This window comes from Thomasclavelia spiroformis DSM 1552, assembly GCF_025149465.1.
GTDB classification, from domain to species: domain Bacteria; phylum Bacillota_I; class Bacilli_A; order Erysipelotrichales; family Coprobacillaceae; genus Thomasclavelia; species Thomasclavelia spiroformis.
Genome location: NZ_CP102275.1, coordinates 2,157,543 through 2,176,084, shown reverse-complemented (window position 1 = coordinate 2,176,084; position 18,542 = coordinate 2,157,543). Strand labels below are relative to the sequence as shown.

The window sequence follows — 18,542 nt, the reverse complement described above, 5'->3', positions numbered from 1 at the left end:
AATGAAATTACGATTATTTGGCTGTGTTAATGACTCGATTGTAGATGGACCTGGTCTTAGATATGCTATTTTTGTTCAGGGGTGTTATCATAATTGCTTAGGATGTCATAATCCTAAAAGTCATGATGTTAATGGTGGATATTTAAAAGATATTGAAGAAATCTTGAAAGAAATCGATGAAAATCCTTTATTAGACGGAGTTACTTTATCTGGTGGAGAACCGATGTTACAAGTAGAGGCTTTAATTGAATTAAGTAAGGAAATAAAAAAAAGAAATTTAAATATTGTTTTATATAGTGGTTATACTTATGAACAAATTATTAGTGATGTAAATAAAAAAAGATTATTAGAATTGTGTGATATGTTAGTTGATGGAAAATTTGAATTAGAAAAAAGAAGTTTATCTTTGTTGTATCGTGGTTCATCGAATCAGCGATTAATTAATATTCAAAAATCTTTAAAACAAGACTGTATTATTGAATATGATGAAAGTGAAATATAAAAAGGAAGCACAGCTTCCTTTTTTGTTAGTGTGCCACGCATGACATAAGACTAGGTGGTGAAAGTCCACTGTGGGGGTTTCGTACTACCAACCACTAGCCGAAGACAAGGTATCCATCGTAAGGTGTGAACGGGAGGAAGTTGGAGGCAAAGTCCTGACCCAAGGAATACGAACTATTTTAGGCAGAAGCTTATCGGATGAGATTGCTAAACAAATCGAAGTCCAATAGTACGACGGAATAAGCAGTGTAAAGATAGTGGGTACATAGGATGAAAGTGTTATGTCTTACCGTGGGAGGTCCTAGGAACATGATGAAAATGTAATCATGGTGGAAACGTTTGTCCTAGGAAGTCAGCCGAGGTCATAGTAGTGATGATGATAACTGTAATGGTTATCTAGCGAAGGACCGAACATAAGGAGGTGAACTGGAAATGAAAGATACTCAAGATAAAATAGGATACTGTCAACTATCATTAGGCTTACTCTATGAAGATAGTACGGAATACGACAATAGTGGAGAAGTGTATCCTACATCAAAACAAGAGATATCACATACGAAGAACACCAATAGATTTGTAGTACATGAGAAGTTACTTGAAACAATTATGGAGGATGCCAATATAGAAAAGGCAATCCAAAGGGTTATGAGTAATAAGGGAAGTGGTGGTGTAGATAAAATGCAAGTCGCAGAAGTTCGTACGCATTTCGCACAACACTGGTCTTATCTAAAGAAACTTATCATGGAGGGACATTATAGTCCACAAGCCGTTAAAAGAGTAGAAATACCAAAAGATAACGGAAAGAAAAGAGAGTTAGGAATTCCAACAGTGACGGATAGGGTCATACAACAGGCGATAGTACAGGTACTGACACCAATATTTGAACCCCAATTCAGTGACAATAGTTATGGGTTCCGACCAAGAAGAAATGCCCATCAAGCAGTAAGAAAAGTAGTCGAATACGCCAATGAAGGATATCGATATACAGTAGACCTAGATTTAGAGAAGTACTTTGATACAGTCAACCATTCAAGACTTATACAGATATTGTCACAAACTATTAAAGACGGAAGAGTTATATCACTCATACATAAATATCTCAATGCAGGAGTCATAGTAAAACATAAGTTTGAAGAAACTACAAAAGGAGTACCCCAAGGTGGGCCACTCAGCCCATTATTATCAAATATATATCTTAATGAATTTGATAAAGAAATGGAAAGAAGAGGAAATCGATTTGTAAGGTACGCAGATGACTGTGTCATACTATTCAAAAGTAAAAGAAGTGCAATGAGAGTCAAAGAAACAGTGACAAGATATTTAGAAGAGAAATTATTTGTAAAAGTGAACCAAGAGAAGACAAAGGTAGCCTATATTACTGATATAAAATTCTTGGGCTTTGGATTTTATATAGAGAAGAGTGGTAATGTACGAATCACTGTTCACAAGAAATCTAAAGAAAAGATGAAAAAGAGAATAAAGGAAATCACCAAAAGGAACCGACCAATATCAAGTAAGGAATTAGCTAAAGAGTTAAAAGAATACATTACAGGTTGGGTGAATTACTATAGGATAGCGAATATGAGTAAACATCTAAGGGAAATAGACTCATGGATGAGAAGAAGAATACGAATGATATATTGGAAAAGATGGAAGTTAGTAAGAACAAGGTATAGAAATTTACAAAAACTAGGTATTAATAAAAGTAAGGCATGGGAATGGGCAAACACAAGAAAAAGCTACTGGCACATCGCCAATAGCTTCATACTAAAAAGGACACTTACAAATGAAGTATTAAAAATATACGGATTTATAAGTGCACTAGATTATTACAACTCTATAAACTTATGAAACGCCGTGTAGGGAACCCTACGCACGGTGTTGTGAAAGGGGCGAAAGATTTTAATTCTTAGCCCCTATTCAATTTTAATTAATAAGTTATCTTGTAGCCAAGTTTTTTCTTCATTAGTTAAATATGAAGAAATTTTATCATATACAAATTGTTGATATTCATTAATTTGTTTTATTTCATGATTAGATAATAATTTAAGATCTAAACCATCTAAATCAAAAGGTACATATGTAATTGGTTCAAATTTTAAGAATTGACCATATTCATTATTTGTTATTTCAACGCATAACATTTCATTTTCATGACGCACGCCATGACTACCTTCAATATAAATACCAGGTTCATTAGTAGTGATCATTCCTGGTTCAAAAGCACACATTGGTGCACTTCCAGGACGGTCTTTAGGTCTAAAGCCATTTGGACCTTCATGAACATTTAAGAAATGTCCTACACCATGGCCAGTACCACAACGATAATCTAAATTATATTCATAAACAATTCCGCGAGCTAAAATATCTAAGTTTGGACCAGTTGTTCCTGCAACAAAGTGTGCGGCCTGTAAACGTAATAGAGCTTTTAAAGCAATAGTAAAGTCACGTCTTTCAATATCGCTAATTTTACCTAGAACAAAAGTTCTTGTTGTATCAATAGTTCCATCGATATATTGTCCCCCAGAATCAATTAGTAACATTCCTTTATTAGTAACTTTAGCGCATTTTTCTGGTAGAGCTTTATAATGCATTAAAGCAGCATTTTCTTTATATCCGCAAATTGTGTCAAAACTTAAATCATAAAAATCAGCTTGTTCTTTTCTGAATTCTTCTAGTTTATCACTAATGATGACTTCGTCTAAATCAATTTTTCCAACATTAGTTTTTAACCAATACATAAATTTAGTCATTGCCACACCATCTTTTAAATGAGCGTTTTTAGTAGCGTTAATTTCAGTTTCATTTTTAATTGCTTTAAAGTATTGCGTTGGGTTAGTCATTTTTACAATTTTACAATTTAGATTACTGCAGATTTGATAATTGACAAGTAAATCATCTAGTAAAACTTTACCTTGTAGTGATTTTACATCTTCATAAATATCATTATATGCTTTAACAATAATTCCATCTTCTTTTAAGATATCTTGCATTTTTTTGTCAATTACACCATCAAGAACATATAAAGTAGCATCATTTTTACTGATTAATGAATAAGCTAATACTACTGGATTACATGCAACATCATTACCACGAATATTAAATAACCAGGCAATATCATCTAAGCTAGTAATGATATGATAATCACAATCATTCATTGCTTCACGAATTCTTTTTAATTTAGAAGCTCGTGATTCTCCACAATACTTTTCATCATATAAATAAGCAGGTTGATGAGATATACTTGGGCGATCGCTCCAAATTTCATCAACTAAATCTATATTAGTAATTAATTTATTTTTATACTGACAAACATCTTTATATGACATCACACGTCCATCAAAACCAACAGTTTTATCAGTGTTTTGATCAAGAAACTCTTTGATTGTAGGAACATTAGGCATTGCCATTTTCATTAAAATAATATCGCTGCCTTCTAATTGTTGTTGAGCTTGAATAAAATAGCGCCCATCAGTCCATAAATAAGCTTTATCAAGAGTTACTACTAAAGTTCCCGCTGAACCTGTAAATCCTGATAAAAATTTACGTCCTTTAAAATATTCACCAACGTATTCACTTTGGTGAAAATCACTTGTAGGAATGATATAAATATCGATTTCATTTTCTTTCATTAAACTTTGTAATTTTTTTATATTTTCTTTTATCATTTTTGTCACCTCATTGGTATTACTTTAGCATAATTGATTATTTGTCTCAATCATATTAAAGAAAAAATAATATATAGATTAAATTTTATAATACAATATCCATTTGATTTAAAATTTAAGTAAATAAATATTTTTTATCTTAATATTGATAATAAAAATATTATTATAATTCAACATAGAGTTATTAAAGGTAATTAATTGATAATTTAAAGAACTAACGAAAAAATTAGGTTATCGTAATAAAAAGTGAAAATATATTATTTTGAATTTATTAGAAATATTTTTAAGACGTAGTTTATAATTGATTAAATTAATAAAAAAATTCTTACATAACAAAAATATTTATGATAAATTATGACTCGTTAATAAATTGTGTAAAAAATGGTGGTGAAAATTGGAAACGGTACATGTATGTGAGCTCATGGTTATGAACAACACACATATTTTACATGAAAGTAGGAGGAAGTTTTATGGAAAAATCAAAATTACATCACTTTTTATTTACAGTTGCAATGGCATTTATTATGGTTTATGCCATGATTTGCTATAACATTTCTTTAAATATTGGAGGAATGACTAATGCAGTTTTTGTGATGGCATTTCATGAATTATGGATCATGTGGCCTATAGCAATTATTTTAGAGTTATGTTTTGTAGAAAGAATAGCAGTTAATTTAGCTTTTAAAAGATTAGATAAAAATACTGATTCACATCGTATTCAAATTACTATTTCTACAATGATTGTTTGTTTAATGTGTCCTATTATGAGTTTTATAGCGACGTTACTATTTAAAGATGCTGGTATGGAGTTTATAGCGGTGTGGTTAGAAACAACGGTATTAAATTTTCCAATGGCTTTAGCTTGGCAAATTTTTTATGGGGGTGCTGCTATTCGTCAGTTAGAAAAAATGTATATAAAACATTTTACAACTAATAAAAACTAAATAAATTACATTTATTTAAAATAGGATAGATACAATACATCTAAATAAAATTGTGTTTTATTAAAAGTTTAAAAATTGTTAATAAGAGTATTATGGCTGTATCTAATGACTGATTAGATTTTATGTTTTATAAATGTTAAAATACGAATTTTTATTGATATTTCAAACTAATTTAAACAAAGTATTTAAATATGGTAATAATATCTATATAAATAACTTTAAAATCTTGTAAACTTTATATGTTTCTAGGAATTACAAGAAAATCAAGATTTTAAAAAATGATGAAGTATTACCATTGCATTTTTAAAATATAGGAGTATACTTATCTCAGACGAAGGGGGCATAGTATGGATGATGTTATTCAAAGATTAGTAGAGATTGACCGTAAATGTGTCGAACGAGTTGAAAAGGCAAAAGCTAAAAAACTTGATGCTCAAACTAATATGAATGAAAAGAGAAAAGAAATATATGATGGTTTTGTTTTGGAACAAAATCAAAAAATTGAAGATTATAAAAGTGAATTGATAAATAAAAATCAAGAAAATGCAAAACAACAACACCAAGAATTTAAAAATGTTTTAAATAACTTGGAAAATCTTTATAATTCAAATAAAGATAAATGGATAAATGAAATTGTTGAAAGATGTTTAAAGTAAGAAGGTGAATGTATGGCTTTGTCGTCAAATGCACTATGTGCAAAGGCAAAAGCGATGTATGGATATCGTCTTAATGAAGAAAGCTATAGTGATTTGTGTAGAAAACAAACGCTTGGCGAGATGGTGACTTATCTAAAATCGCAAACAAAGTATAGTGATGTATTAAAAGACGTCAATGTTAGAAATGTTCGTCGTCGACAGTTAGAAGCTGCTTTAAATAAAGAATATTTTGAGCGCTGTGCTAGATTGATGAAATATGCACCAAAAAAGAATCAGGATTTTTATAACCAGGAGGTTATTGGAATTGAGGTTCAATTGATTGTTGATAAAGTTGTTAGTATTAAAGAAAAAGATCAGGCGAGCTTTTCTTTAGAAATTCCTGATTATTTAGCGAGTAAAATTAGTTTTAATATTTATGGATTGGTAAATGTTGGTAATTATAAGGATTTAGTTATGTATCTAAAAAATACTAGATATTATAAGATATTATCTAATTTTGATTTTACGGCACCAATAGATATTAATTTATTGGAACGTCAATTAAAGTCTTTATATTATGATATGTATGTTGATTCAATTAAAAGTAATTTTAAGGGTAGTAAACAAAAGGAGTTGATGGAGATTTTATCTACATCAATTGAACTAGCTAATATTACTAAAATTTATCGTTTTAAAAAGTATTTTAAAGAATCAAATGAAACAATTAGAAAATCTTTATATTTAGAACATTGTCGAATATCTAAAGCAATGTTAGATTCATTAATTGAAGCACGTAGTGGTGAGGAAGTATTAGAGTTATTATCTAATTCTAAATATAAGTTATATATTGGAGATAAAGACTATACTTATATTGAATATTATGTTGAAGAGATTAAATATAATATTGCTAAACGATATATGCGCTTTTCAAGTAATGCGCCATTAGTATATTTAACCTATTCAATTCTACAAAAAGTAGAAATCGATAATTTGAAACATATTATCGAAGGAATACGATATAAAAGAGATGCATCAAGTATTGAAGAGATGCTAATCTTTGCATAGGAGGGATTGTTGAGTGGCTATTATTAAAACACATTTCTTTAATATTTCCTTTGAACAAAAAGATTTAATAAAAATGTTGATCAAGATGACTGAATATCAAGAAGAAATGTTTCCACAAGATTCAAAAAAGATAGCTCATAATGTTAAAGGAGTATCAGTAATGGATGATGTAAATCCGTATAATGAACCGCTTGATAATATCTATCATATTTTTAATCGGTTAAGTTTAGATACTCGAGTTAAAGATAATGAGTTTGAGGAAATTAATTTATTTGAGGTAAATAAGTTAATAGATGAAATTAATGAAAAAATTGATAATATTATCAATGTTCGTGAAGATATTATTAAAGAAAAACATGAGAATGATGAAGCAATTGTTTTATTAAAGAATCTTAAAGATTCTAAAATTAGTGTCGATGATGTTCAAAATACTAAGTATATTACATGTCGTTTTGGTAAAATACCACTAGCAGAATTTAATAAGATTCAATATTATCGCGATTATGAATTTATTTTTGTAGAGTTAAATCGTTCTAAACAGTATGTATGGATTGTTTATGCAGGTCTTACAAATAATATTTCTGAAATTGATAATGCTTTTTCTTCAATGTCTTTCGAACAAATTAATATTCCAGAATTTGCTCATGGGAAAGTTTGTGAAGCAATTGATGAATTAAATGAAGAATCAGTAGCAATGGAACAGTATATTAAGAAGATGGACACAAAAATTGAAGATGTAAGAAATGAATATAGTGAAAAACTATTAGAAGTATTTACAAGATTATATAATTTAAAAAGATTATATGACAAATGTCGTTATGTTGTTGATTTTTCACAAAAAGCAGCGATATATGCATTTAGTAGTTTTGATATTAAAGAAATAGAATCTAAATTTAGTGACATAGATAGTGTTAGAGTAATTGAATTACCGGTTAATATTTATGAAAATAAAAATATTGTTGCACCGGTATTAATAAAAAATAATTCGTTATTTCAACCATTTGAAAATATATTGAGTACTACTATTGGTGATACTTTTGATCCAACGGTATTAGTTGCAATAATTTCAATGTTAATTGGAGCAGTATGTATAGGAGACATTGGGGTTGGAATATTAATAATTTTATTAGGGTTATTATTTACAATTAAAAAGCCTAATAATTTTGGGAATATTTTAAAACGTGTAGGAACAGCAATATTTATTGGTGGTTTATTTTACGGAACTGTATTTTACCGAATTGAATTATACGAGCCATTACTTACATTACCATTACATATTGTGCATACTTTTATGTTTGGTGTTTGTTTGTGGGTTATTTTAATTGTAGTGTTAATCATTGTAAAGAAGATATTACGTAAATCTGTTGATATATAAGGGGGGATAAAATGGCTATTTCAAGATTAAACTTAGTTAGTATTAATTTTGATAAATATCGTTATAATGAAGTTTTGTTAAAACTTTTTAGTCATGATGATTTTCATCCCGAATTGGCATCTAAGTTTATTGACAGTGTAACGGGACTTAGTGTCTATAATCAAGATAATCTTTATGAAGAAATTCTTGTTCGTTTAAATGATGCTTCAAATAAATATAACTTTAAGTTAGAAGAAGTTGAAGTAGAAAATAATCAAATTAATATATTAAAAGTAAAAGAATATTTAGATGATTTGTTATTAGATGTTGAACGAATACATGCTGTAATAAAGCAGTTAGATACTATGATTATTGAAAATCAAGAAGCGGTTATTCAATTGCGTCATGTTGCAGATATTGATGTTGATTTTGATGATTTATTTAGTTGTAAATATCTTCAAATAAGATTTGGTAAATTACCAGTAAATAATATTTCAAAGTTAGATTACTATGAATCACTACCATTTGTATTTAAAGCGTTTGAACATGATAATCATTATACATGGTGTATGTATATTACAACTCCTAGTGATGCACCAGAAGTTGACAATATTTTTTCATCACTTTATTTTGAAAGAATTCATATTCCGTATTTTGTTCATGGTTCACCAGAACTAGCAATTAATGAAATTGAAGAAGAAGCAAATGTGGCTAGGGAACATAGTAATAAATTAAATGCACGGATTGCTAAAATTTTTGAAAATGAACGTGATGAATTAAATAAAATTTATACTGTTGCTAAACATTTAAATGATGTGTATGTGATGCAAAAGTATGTAGTTGTAATTGGTGATAAACTTTCGGTTAATGGGTTTGTTCCAACTAAAAATGTAAAGAAATTTAAAGATGATTTTGAAGCACTTGATGGAGTGATGGTTGACATTAAGCCAGCTAATAGTGATGTACGTTTATCACCACCGACATTGCTTAAAAATAATTGGTTTTCAAAACCATTTAGAATGTTTGTGGAGATGTATGGAGTACCTAAATATAATGATGCTGATCCAACTTTATTAGTTTCATTATCGTATACTTTATTATTTGGGATTATGTTTGGTGATGTAGGCCAAGGGGTAATTTTATCCTTAGTTGGTTTAATTGCTTATAAAAAGTTTGGCTTACAATTAGGCGCGGTAGGTGTTCGTTTAGGAATATCTAGTACATTGTTTGGGATTGTTTTTGGTTCGGTATTTGGAAATGAAGAAATTTTGATTCCTATGTTTAATGCTATGTCCCCAGATAATACAATGACATTATTGATTGCAGCAATTTGTTTGGGAATTGTTTTAATCGTAATTTCTATGACGTTTAATGTTTTTTTGAATTTTAAGAAAAAACAGATAGGTGAAGCTATTTTGAGCCAAAATGGAATTTGTGGATTGCTTTTCTATATTTCTATTTTAGGTTTAGTGATTAATATGTTTTTAGGATTGGATTTTGTAAATATGGTATATGTTATTTGTTTGATTTTTTTACCATTATTTTTCATTTTCCTAAAAGAGCCATTGATTAGAAAATTTGAAGAAGATGAAAAAATGTTTCCAAATGGATTCGGTGCATTTTTTGTTGAAGGATTCTTTGAGTTATTTGAAGTAGTGTTATCATTCATTACGAATACTATGTCATTTTTAAGAGTAGGTGGATTTGTTTTATCACATGCTGGAATGATGCTTGTGGTTTATACTCTTGCAGAAATGGTTGGTGGAGTAGGTGAGATAATTGTTATTATCTTTGGTAACGTATTTGTAATGTGCTTGGAAGGATTGATTGTTGGAATCCAAGTATTACGTTTAGAATTCTACGAAATGTTTAGTAGATATTATGAAGGAAACGGAATACCGTTTAAAAGTATAAAAGAAGAATAAAAGTTTAGGAGGAAGTCGTTATGACAGTTTTAGAATTTATTTTACCAGCATTATTAGTTATTTTATTATCATTACCATTAGTTAAAGTATTTAAAGGAAATGTAAGTGTTAAGAGTGCAAAAATTAGATTAGCAACACATGTTGCTGGATTTGTTGGGGCAGTTGGTTTAGCACTATATTTAGCTGCAGCTACTAACGGTGTGCATGCCCAAGAAACAGCTGTAATTACAGGGACTATTGCTCAAGGGTTAGGATTTTTAGCTGCTGCATTAGCTACTGGTTTATCAGCTTTAGGAGCAGGGATTGCTGTTGCTGCTGCTGCACCAGCTGCAATTGGAGCATTTTCTGAAAATGAAAAGAACTTTGGTAAATCTTTGATTTTTGTTGCCTTAGGTGAAGGGGTAGCAATTTATGGGTTATTAATTTCAATCTTAATTATTAATAAAATTTAATTGAAAGTATGTGATCGTTATGCGATTTTATTGTATAAGTGATAATGTTGATACTCAAATCGGTCTTAGGTTAGTAGGAATTGAAGGAGAAGTAGTTCATAAAAGAAGAGAGTTTTTAGAGTTATTAGAAACTAAATTGAAAGATGATTCGATTGGAATTATTTTAATTACTACTAAACTAATTGAACTTGCGCCTGATATTATTTCAGAAATTAAGTTAAAACAACAAAAACCATTGCTTGTAGAGATACCAGATCGTCATGGTGAATCTAAAATTGGTGAAACTATTGATAAATATGTTTCTGAAGCAATAGGTGTTAAGTTGTAGAAAGGGAATGCTATGGAAAAGAAAGAACAAGTATTTCTTTATATGAAAGAAGAGATTGAAAGATTAGCTAGTTTAGAAGAAGAAAAAATTTTGGCTGAAGCAAAAGAACTTGAAGCAGAAGCTTATCAACAAATTAAAGCGGAAGCAAAAAAAGATGCTGATGCTTTGTTAGCTAAAGAGTTAGTAGAGATATCTTCTAATGCTAGTGTAGAAGCTTCTTTATCTCAAGAAGAGAAGACTAAGAAGTTAGTTGAGACAAGAGAAGCTTATGTTGCAAAGATATTTAAAGAAGCTAAAAACAGATTAAATGAATTTGTAAATAGCAATGACTATAAAACATATCTTATTAAACATATGGAAAAGATTAGTAGTCTATATCAAATGAGTGATTCAATTCTTAAACTTAGACAAAATGATATAAAATATGCTGATGATTTAGTTAAAGCTTATGGAATTGATTTAACAGTTGAAGTAAGTGATGAAATTAAAATAGGTGGTTTCATTATTGAAAATAAAGCAACTAATGTAGTAGTAGATGAATCATTAGATACTGCTTTAGAAAACCAAAAAGAATGGTTTTATAAAACATCAGGATTAATGATCAAATAAACAGGGGGTTAATATATGAGCAATAATGTGATTTATTCAATTAATGGACCTGTTGTAAAAGTAAAAGATACAGTATCTTTTTCTATGTTGGAAATGGTATATGTAGGTAATGCTTCATTAATGGGGGAAGTAATTTCTATTTCTAAAGAATTTACTACTATCCAAGTTTATGAAACTACTACAGGTCTTAAACCAGGTGAACCTGTTGTTTCAACCGGATCACCAATTTGTGCAACGTTAGGCCCAGGAATCTTAAGAAATATTTTTGATGGGATTGAACGTCCTTTAAAAGCACTTGAAAAAGAATCAGGAGCATTTATTCATGCTGGAAGTAATGTTGATTCTTTAGATATAAACAAAAAATGGAATGTAACTATGTGTGTTAAAGTAGGCGATGAAGTCAAGGGTGGTGACATTTATGCCACTACACCAGAAACTGACTTGATTGTTCATAAATGCATGGTTAGTCCTTTAATTAGTGGTAAAGTTGTAGATGTTGTTAGCGATGGTGAGTATACAATCAATGATGTTATTATGAAAATTGAAGATGAAAATGGAAAAATCATGGATTGTACTTTATGTCAAAAATGGCCAATTAAGCAAGCGCGACCAGTATTTAATCGTTTACCAATTTCAATTCCTTTAGTAACAGGGCAAAGGGTTATAGATACATTATTCCCAATTGCTAAAGGGGGAACTGCAGCTATTCCTGGTGGATTTGGTACTGGAAAAACAATGACTCAACATCAAATTGCAAAATGGTGTGACGCTGATATTATTGTTTATGTTGGTTGTGGTGAACGTGGAAATGAGATGACACAAGTTCTAGAAGAATTTAGTGAATTGATTGACCCTAAAAGTGGTAAACCATTAACTGATAGAACAGTATTGATTGCAAATACTTCAAATATGCCTGTTGCTGCTCGTGAAGCTAGTATTTATACAGGGATTACTTTAGCTGAATATTACCGCGATATGGGTTATCATGTTGCAATTATGGCAGATTCAACTTCAAGATGGGCTGAAGCATTACGTGAAATTTCAGGACGTTTAGAAGAAATGCCAGCTGAAGAAGGGTTCCCAGCATATTTACCATCACGTTTATCACAATTCTATGAACGTGCAGGATATATGAAAACATTAAATGGTAAGGAAGGTTCTGTATCAATTATTGGTGCGGTATCGCCTCAAGGAGCCGATTTTTCTGAACCAGTTACTCAAAATACTAAACGTTTTGTTCGTTGTTTCTGGGCATTAGACAAAGCGTTAGCTTATGCACGTCATTATTTTGCAATAAACTGGACACAAAGTTATAGTGATTATGTTTATGATCTTGAAAAATGGTATACCAAAAATGTAGGTCCTAAATTTGTAAGTGATCGTCAAGAAATAGCTTATATTTTAGCTGAGGAAGCTAAATTAAATGAAATTGTTCAATTGATGGGACCTGATGTATTACCAGAAGATCAAAAGTTGATTATTGAAATTGCAAAAGTTGTTCGAGTTGGTTATTTACAACAAAATGCTTTCCATAAAGATGATACATATGTCCCAATGGAAAAACAATTGAAGATGATGGAAGTTATTTTATATTTAAATAAGCGTTGTAAAGAAGCGGTTAATCAAGGTAAAGTTGTAAGAAGAATTGTGGATACGGGTATTTTTGATCAAGTTATTAAAATGAAATATGATATCCCTAATGATAATATTGATAAGTTGGATACATATTATCATGATATCGATGAAGCAATTAAATCTGTAGCGTAGGAGGTTATTGGTTATGTCTCTACAATATGTAGGATTAAATGAAATTAATGGACCATTAGTCGTTTTAGACCACGTTAAGGGTGCTTCATACGATGAAATGGTTGAAATACAAATAAATGATGGAACAACTCGTGCAGGACGAATTGTTCAAATTGAAGGTGAAAAAGTCGTAGTTCAAGTTTTTGAAGGGACCAACGGACTATCACTTGAAAATACAAAAACGAAATTGTTAGGTAAACCAATGGAATTACCTGTTTCTAGAGAAATATTAGGAAGAATATTCTCTGGCGCTGGTAGACCAATTGATGGATTAGGTGAAGTTTATGCTGAAGAAGAAATGGATATTAATGGATTACCTTTGAATCCAGTTTCTCGTGTATATCCACGTAACTATATTAATACAGGAATTTCTTCAATTGATTGTTTGACTACATTAATTCGTGGTCAAAAGTTGCCAATTTTTTCGGTATCAGGATTACCTCATGATCGTTTAGCAGTTCAAATTGTAAAACAAGCAAAAATCGCAGATGAATCAGGAAAAGGTTTTGCTGTTGTCTTTGCAGCTATGGGTGTTACAAACGATGTTGCAGAATATTTTAAACGTAGCTTTAAAGAAGCGGGAGTTATGGAACGTGTTGTTATGTTCTTGAATCTATCAAATGATCCAATTATTGAACGTATTTTAACACCACGTTGTGCATTAACTGCAGCAGAATATTTAGCATTTAAACAAAATATGCATGTATTGGTTATTTATAGTGATGTTACTTCTTATTGTGAAGCATTACGTGAGTTCTCATCAAGTAAAGGAGAAATTCCTGGTCGTAAAGGATATCCAGGGTATTTATATTCAGATTTAGCTTCATTATATGAAAGAGCAGGGATTATTAAAGATGCAGAAGGTTCTGTAACACAAATTCCAATTTTAACAATGCCTAATAATGATATTACACATCCGGTTCCTGATTTAACTGGTTATATTACAGAAGGACAAATTACATTAGATGTTGATTTAAATTCAGCAGGGATTTATCCACCAGTTGGGGTTTTACCTTCATTAAGTCGTTTAATGAAAGATGGAATTGGAGAAGGATATACGAGAAAAGATCATCAAGATATTGCTAATCAATTGTTTGCATGTTATGCCCATGTTCAAGATGTACGTTCATTAACTTCGGTTATTGGTGAAGATGAATTGTCTGATATGGATAAAAAATATGTAACATTTGGTAAATTGTTTGAAGAATATTTTATTAACCAGGGTTTTGATGCTAATCGTAGTATTGAGGAAACTTTAGATTTAGGATGGGATTTAGTTTCTGTCTTACCTCGTGAAGCATTGGATCGATTGGATAATGCATTATTGGATCAATATTATAATCATGAAAAAGCAATTGAACGTTTTAATATAAAAGAAAAAAAGATTATTAAAGAATTACAAGAAGGTGAATAATTATGGCTTTGAAGGTAGTTCCGACAAAGGGTAATTTAATTGCAATGAAAAAATCATTGCAATTAGCTAATCTTGGATATAATCTAATGGATCAAAAACGAAATGTTTTAATAAAAGAAATGATGACTTTATTAGATGATGTTAAGATTATTCGTGATCAAATTACATCTTCTTATCAAGAAGCATATGATGCTTTGCAAGAAGCAAATATTTCAATGGGATTAATTTCGTCGATTGTAAATAGTACACCTGAAGATTATGGAATATCGATTGCGTATCGTAGTGTTATGGGTGTTGAAATTCCAAAGATTTCTTATAATCAACAACCATTGAAAATGACTTATGATATTGAACGTTCTAATTCTAAAGTTGATTATGCTTATAATTGTTTTTATCGAGTAAAACAATTAACTGTGTTATTAGCTGAAGTTGAAAATAGTGTTTATCGTTTAGCTAATACAATTAGAAAAACACAAAAACGTGCAAATGCTCTAAAAAATATTTCGATTCCACGTTTTGAATCAACAATTAAAGTTATAAGTGAAGCTTTAGAAGAAAAAGAAAGAGAAGAATTTACTCGCCAAAAAGTTATTAAAGAAATGAAGAGATAATAAAGGGGCTGTAACGAATAAGGATTTTTAATCTTTAGGCGTTACGCCTTTTTTTGCTTGATACAGTATATTTAGATAAAAAACAAAGTTATCCATATTTAGATAACTTTTTTGGTACTATAAAAACATCATGTGCTTTTTACATGTTTTTATTTAGCTTTTTAGGAAATTGATATTTCCTTCTTTTTCATCTTTTTATTGTGGTATTTGCGTATATTATAGGCAATCCCTATTAACAGCAGTTCTGTTTTTACATTTATGTTTCCTCTTCTTTTTAATCGGACATAATCCATATTCTGCTTTATTATTCCAAATGTCCCTTCTGACTGTATACTTCTTTGCTTTTTCATCTCTTTTCCTTCTTCGGTTCCAAGATTTTCATCTACTTTTTCCTGCATTTCATTTAAGGCATAATTTATCTGTATTTTTCTTTGCTCCTTTGCCTTTGTGCATTTTTCTTTTACTTTACAGTCATGACATTTACCACATTCGAATACTCTGCTGATTTGTAGATATTCACCTGCTGTGTTCCATCTTTCTTCTTTTTCAATATTAAATGAATGTCCCTGTGGGCAGACTTTAAATCCCTTTTCATCATATTCCCAGTTCATCTGATTATATATTTTCTTTTTAAATTCCTTTGTATTCTTTTTTGCATAATAATTATACTTTAATCCCAGTTCCATCCCGTTTATGACATTAAAAAGCAAATTATCATAGCTTCCATATCCGGCATCGCCTATTGGCCATTTTGGATAACAGCCGTATCTTTCTTTATATTTTTTCATAAACGGTATATATGTTTTTGTATCAGCAGGATTTGAAAATATATCCATATGCATAATATATTCATCACTTACACCTATTTGCAGGTTATATCCCGGTTTAAATATACCTGTATGATTATAATAGTCATACTTCATGTTCATCATGGTAGCATCATGATCAGTCTTTGAATAACTGTTCCTGTCGCCACATATGTTCAATGATTCTTCATATCTCATTAATTTTATATAGATTTCAAGAAATTCATCATAATATTTCTGTAATAAGGAACGTCTTTTGCCTTTTCCGTATACTATTTCTATATTTTGTCTTATCATCAGTTCCATTAACTGTTCTGCAATCAGTCCTGTATCATCAGCAGAATATCTTGATTTTATATCATATTTAAAGTTAAGATCATCATTTAATCTTATGATCAGATCTGTCACTTTAAGAAATGCTTTTTCCTGATAGCCTAGAATAGCTTTTTTCCAAACAAAACTGTTTTTCCTTGCATTGGCTTCTATCTTAGTTCCATCAATATAAAGTTTAGAAATATCAACATCATCTAATTCAATGATTCTTTTAACAACATCATAAAAAATATCTTCGATAGACATCGATAATTTTTCTGATATAAATCTTTGAAAAGCCATGAAAGAAGGAGTTTCATCATTAGCCAGCCACATATATCGGATATCATATCTGCATAATTCTTCCATTTTTCTTAATTCATATTGACCGTTTATAAATGCAAACAATGTAACCTGTAACATCATATTAGGGTCGTAGCCCCTGTTGCCTCTATGGGGGCAGTTAAAATACTTTGAAGTGTTAATTCCTTTCATAATTTCTACGAAAGATGTCACCGGATCATCTACAGGAACAACTGTAAAAAAATCTAGTGGAAGTTTACATTGAAATGTATTATAATAAGAATTGTCAATCGGGTAATTAGATTCTATTATTTTTATATTTTGCATAATCTAATTATACCAAAAATAGCACTTATACTCATCTGAGTTTAAGTGCTATTTTTTTAGTGTGCCACGCATGACATAAGACTAGGTGGTGAAAGTCCACTGTGGGGGTTTCGTACTACCAACCACTAGCCGAAGACAAGGTATCCATCGTAAGGTGTGAACGGGAGGAAGTTGGAGGCAAAGTCCTGACCCAAGGAATACGAACTATTTTAGGCAGAAGCTTATCGGATGAGATTGCTAAACAAATCGAAGTCCAATAGTACGACGGAATAAGCAGTGTAAAGATAGTGGGTACATAGGATGAAAGTGTTATGTCTTACCGTGGGAGGTCCTAGGAACATGATGAAAATGTAATCATGGTGGAAACGTTTGTCCTAGGAAGTCAGCCGAGGTCATAGTAGTGATGATGATAACTGTAATGGTTATCTAGCGAAGGACCGAACATAAGGAGGTGAACTGGAAATGAAAGATACTCAAGATAAAATAGGATACTGTCAACTATCATTAGGCTTACTCTATGAAGATAGTACGGAATACGACAATAGTGGAGAAGTGTATCCTACATCAAAACAAGAGATATCACATACGAAGAACACCAATAGATTTGTAGTACATGAGAAGTTACTTGAAACAATTATGGAGGATGCCAATATAGAAAAGGCAATCCAAAGGGTTATGAGTAATAAGGGAAGTGGTGGTGTAGATAAAATGCAAGTCGCAGAAGTTCGTACGCATTTCGCACAACACTGGTCTTATCTAAAGAAACTTATCATGGAGGGACATTATAGTCCACAAGCCGTTAAAAGAGTAGAAATACCAAAAGATAACGGAAAGAAAAGAGAGTTAGGAATTCCAACAGTGACGGATAGGGTCATACAACAGGCGATAGTACAGGTACTGACACCAATATTTGAACCCCAATTCAGTGACAATAGTTATGGGTTCCGACCAAGAAGAAATGCCCATCAAGCAGTAAGAAAAGATGAAAAAGAGAATAAAGGAAATCACCAAAAGGAACCGACCAATATCAAGTAAGGAATTAGCTAAAGAGTTAAAAGAATACATTACAGGTTGGGTGAATTACTATAGGATAGCGAATATGAGTAAACATCTAAGGGAAATAGACTCATGGATGAGAAGAAGAATACGAATGATATATTGGAAAAGATGGAAGTTAGTAAGAACAAGGTATAGAAATTTACAAAAACTAGGTATTAATAAAAGTAAGGCATGGGAATGGGCAAACACAAGAAAAAGCTACTGGCACATCGCCAATAGCTTCATACTAAAAAGGACACTTACAAATGAAGTATTAAAAATATACGGATTTATAAGTGCACTAGATTATTACAACTCTATAAACTTATGAAACGCCGTGTAGGGAACCCTACGCACGGTGTTGTGAAAGGGGCGAAAGATTTTAATTCTTAGCCCCTATTCAATTTTTTGGTCAAACACATTATTTTAATGCGTTACAGCCTC

General features: G+C 30.6%; 17 protein-coding genes. 15 read left to right on the top strand and 2 right to left on the bottom strand.

The window, feature by feature from the left end:
* The first annotated feature begins 1 nt into the window (after position 1).
* Positions 2–502 (top strand): anaerobic ribonucleoside-triphosphate reductase activating protein, encoded by a 501-nt coding sequence (nrdG, locus tag NQ543_RS10325; protein WP_004609444.1) that lies wholly within the window; start codon positions 2–4, stop codon positions 500–502.
* A 431-nt stretch (positions 503–933) separates the two neighbouring features.
* Entirely contained in the window at positions 934–2,352 is a 1,419-nt protein-coding gene (gene ltrA, locus NQ543_RS10320; RefSeq protein ID WP_004608658.1) for a group II intron reverse transcriptase/maturase, read from the top strand.
* Positions 2,353–2,417: 65 nt separating this feature from the next.
* On the opposite strand, the gene NQ543_RS10315 is transcribed toward ltrA, so the two are convergent.
* The gene (locus NQ543_RS10315) at positions 2,418–4,169 is read right to left on the bottom strand and encodes a M24B family metallopeptidase (RefSeq protein WP_004609445.1); all 1,752 of its coding nucleotides are present in this window, start codon (positions 4,167–4,169) and stop codon (positions 2,418–2,420) included.
* Positions 4,170–4,639: 470 nt separating this feature from the next.
* Between NQ543_RS10315 and NQ543_RS10310 the strand changes: the two genes are divergently transcribed.
* The 11 genes from NQ543_RS10310 to NQ543_RS10260 all read left to right on the top strand — a co-directional run bounded on the left by NQ543_RS10310 (position 4,640) and on the right by NQ543_RS10260 (position 15,312).
* Positions 4,640–5,113, top strand: coding sequence for a DUF2798 domain-containing protein (locus tag NQ543_RS10310; RefSeq protein WP_039903914.1), 474 nt, complete (start codon positions 4,640–4,642; stop codon positions 5,111–5,113).
* A 347-nt stretch (positions 5,114–5,460) separates the two neighbouring features.
* Positions 5,461–5,769 carry a hypothetical protein gene (locus NQ543_RS10305; RefSeq protein WP_004609447.1) on the top strand — a complete coding sequence of 103 codons (309 nt, stop codon included), beginning with the start codon at positions 5,461–5,463 and terminating at the stop codon, positions 5,767–5,769.
* A gap of 12 nt (positions 5,770–5,781) precedes the next feature.
* Positions 5,782–6,813 carry a V0D/AC39 family V-type ATPase subunit gene (locus NQ543_RS10300; RefSeq protein WP_004609448.1) on the top strand — a complete coding sequence of 344 codons (1,032 nt, stop codon included), beginning with the start codon at positions 5,782–5,784 and terminating at the stop codon, positions 6,811–6,813.
* A gap of 13 nt (positions 6,814–6,826) precedes the next feature.
* Positions 6,827–8,188 (top strand): V-type ATP synthase subunit I, encoded by a 1,362-nt coding sequence (locus NQ543_RS10295; RefSeq protein WP_004609449.1) that lies wholly within the window; start codon positions 6,827–6,829, stop codon positions 8,186–8,188.
* Positions 8,189–8,199: 11 nt separating this feature from the next.
* Positions 8,200–10,092 carry a V-type ATP synthase subunit I gene (locus NQ543_RS10290; RefSeq protein WP_004609450.1) on the top strand — a complete coding sequence of 631 codons (1,893 nt, stop codon included), beginning with the start codon at positions 8,200–8,202 and terminating at the stop codon, positions 10,090–10,092.
* 20 nt (positions 10,093–10,112) lie between these two features.
* The gene (locus tag NQ543_RS10285; RefSeq protein ID WP_004609451.1) at positions 10,113–10,544 is read left to right on the top strand and encodes an ATP synthase subunit C; all 432 of its coding nucleotides are present in this window, start codon (positions 10,113–10,115) and stop codon (positions 10,542–10,544) included.
* 19 nt (positions 10,545–10,563) lie between these two features.
* Entirely contained in the window at positions 10,564–10,872 is a 309-nt protein-coding gene (locus tag NQ543_RS10280; RefSeq protein ID WP_004609452.1) for a V-type ATP synthase subunit F, read from the top strand.
* A gap of 12 nt (positions 10,873–10,884) precedes the next feature.
* On the top strand, positions 10,885–11,481 hold the full coding sequence (locus tag NQ543_RS10275; RefSeq protein ID WP_004609453.1) for a V-type ATP synthase subunit E: 597 nt from the start codon (positions 10,885–10,887) through the stop codon (positions 11,479–11,481).
* 15 nt (positions 11,482–11,496) lie between these two features.
* Entirely contained in the window at positions 11,497–13,248 is a 1,752-nt protein-coding gene (locus tag NQ543_RS10270; RefSeq protein ID WP_004609454.1) for a V-type ATP synthase subunit A, read from the top strand.
* 13 nt (positions 13,249–13,261) lie between these two features.
* The gene (locus NQ543_RS10265) at positions 13,262–14,701 is read left to right on the top strand and encodes a V-type ATP synthase subunit B (protein ID WP_004609455.1); all 1,440 of its coding nucleotides are present in this window, start codon (positions 13,262–13,264) and stop codon (positions 14,699–14,701) included.
* A gap of 2 nt (positions 14,702–14,703) precedes the next feature.
* Entirely contained in the window at positions 14,704–15,312 is a 609-nt protein-coding gene (locus NQ543_RS10260) for a V-type ATP synthase subunit D (protein ID WP_004609456.1), read from the top strand.
* 161 nt (positions 15,313–15,473) lie between these two features.
* Here NQ543_RS10260 and NQ543_RS10255 read toward each other — a convergent pair whose 3' ends face one another.
* Entirely contained in the window at positions 15,474–17,060 is a 1,587-nt protein-coding gene (locus NQ543_RS10255; RefSeq protein ID WP_004609179.1) for an IS1182 family transposase, read from the bottom strand.
* 462 nt (positions 17,061–17,522) lie between these two features.
* On the opposite strand from NQ543_RS10255, the gene NQ543_RS10250 reads away from it, so the two are divergent.
* Both NQ543_RS10250 and NQ543_RS10245 read left to right on the top strand, forming a co-directional pair.
* Positions 17,523–18,095, top strand: coding sequence for a reverse transcriptase domain-containing protein (locus NQ543_RS10250; RefSeq protein ID WP_004609457.1), 573 nt, complete (start codon positions 17,523–17,525; stop codon positions 18,093–18,095).
* Positions 18,043–18,429, top strand: a complete 387-nt coding sequence (locus tag NQ543_RS10245; RefSeq protein ID WP_004609458.1) for a group II intron maturase-specific domain-containing protein — start codon at positions 18,043–18,045, stop codon at positions 18,427–18,429. The genes NQ543_RS10250 and NQ543_RS10245 overlap by 53 nt, the downstream gene beginning before the upstream one ends.
* The last annotated feature ends 113 nt before the right edge of the window (positions 18,430–18,542 follow it).